This window comes from Methylobacter sp. BBA5.1 (genome assembly GCF_000746145.1).
GTDB classification, from domain to species: Bacteria; Pseudomonadota; Gammaproteobacteria; order Methylococcales; family Methylomonadaceae; genus Methylobacter; species Methylobacter marinus.
Genome location: NZ_JQKS01000090.1, coordinates 1 through 1,103, shown reverse-complemented (window position 1 = coordinate 1,103; position 1,103 = coordinate 1). Strand labels below are relative to the sequence as shown.

The following is a 1,103-nucleotide window of genomic DNA, read 5'->3' as shown; positions in this document are numbered from 1 at the left end:
CAAGAGAAAGCAAAACTGCAGGCCGAAGCCGCAACCAAGCTGGCCGAACGGGCAGCCGAGCAAGAACGTCTGCATGAAGCCACCGCGCAACGTATCAGTCGCCAAATGGAAATCCTGATGCCGATTGACAAACCGACCCCATATCTGCAAGACAAAGGCATCCAGGCGCACGCCGGCGCTCTGACGGATAAGGAAGGACAAACGACCTACATCCCCGCCTTCGACGTGGACGGCAAGCAATGGACAATGCAGTACATCCAGGAGGACGGCACCAAGCGGTTTGCCAAGGACAGCCGGAAGGAAGGATGTTTTCATCCGGTTGGCGGCATGGGTGCTCTGGCGGTAGCGCCGGTGCTGGTCATTGCCGAGGGCTATGCTACGGCAGCCAGTTTGTCTGAGGCGCTGGGCCAGGCTACCGTCGCAGCCTTTGATTCGGGCAACCTGCCCACTGTTGCCCGCGCACTGCACGAGAAATATCCTGATAAGCCGATCATTATTGCCGGCGACGACGATAGACGCCTAGAGGCTACCCAGGGAATCAATCCCGGCCGGATGAAAGCCGAGGAAGCGGCAAAGGCTGTAGGCGGCAGGGCGATCTTCCCAATCTTTGCACCTGGAGAGCAAGAGGATAATCCCAAGAGCTTCACCGATTTTAACGATCTTGCCACCAAAAGTGAGCTAGGGCGGAATGGAGTTGAGCGCCAAGCTATAGCGGCTATAAGCAAGGCGCTTCTTGAAAAGGAGGAACGTCAAGAGCGGATGCAACAGCTCGAACGGGAACAGAAGCAGGATATTACACAAGAGCAGCGGTCGCGTCGCGCTATGAAAGTCGGATAGTCCAAGTCGTTTGTAAAGGTTATCCACAAATTCTGTGGATAACCTCGTCAATATTTCGCCATAATTTCAGCTAACTTTTTGTAAAGTATGAAATTTAGTTAAATTGGCTAAAAACTTATCATCGCGATGTTTTATAATCCCCATCGCCTGCACATTCGCACCTGAATTACAAAAGTCCCAATCGGTATGGAGCCGAGACGAGTCAAGTCAAGTCAAGTCAAGTCAAGTACAGAGCTTAACTGGAGTGGACGATTTTTCTTGACCGC

1 protein-coding gene is annotated in these 1,103 nt (G+C 52.7%); it reads left to right on the top strand.

Translation table 11 applies throughout. The annotated features are described in order from the left end of the window. Window positions 1–837 (top strand): toprim domain-containing protein (locus tag EK22_RS21840; RefSeq protein WP_036254501.1); only part of this gene is annotated, 837 nt, incomplete at its 5' end. Window positions 838–1,103: the final 266 nt, after the last annotated feature.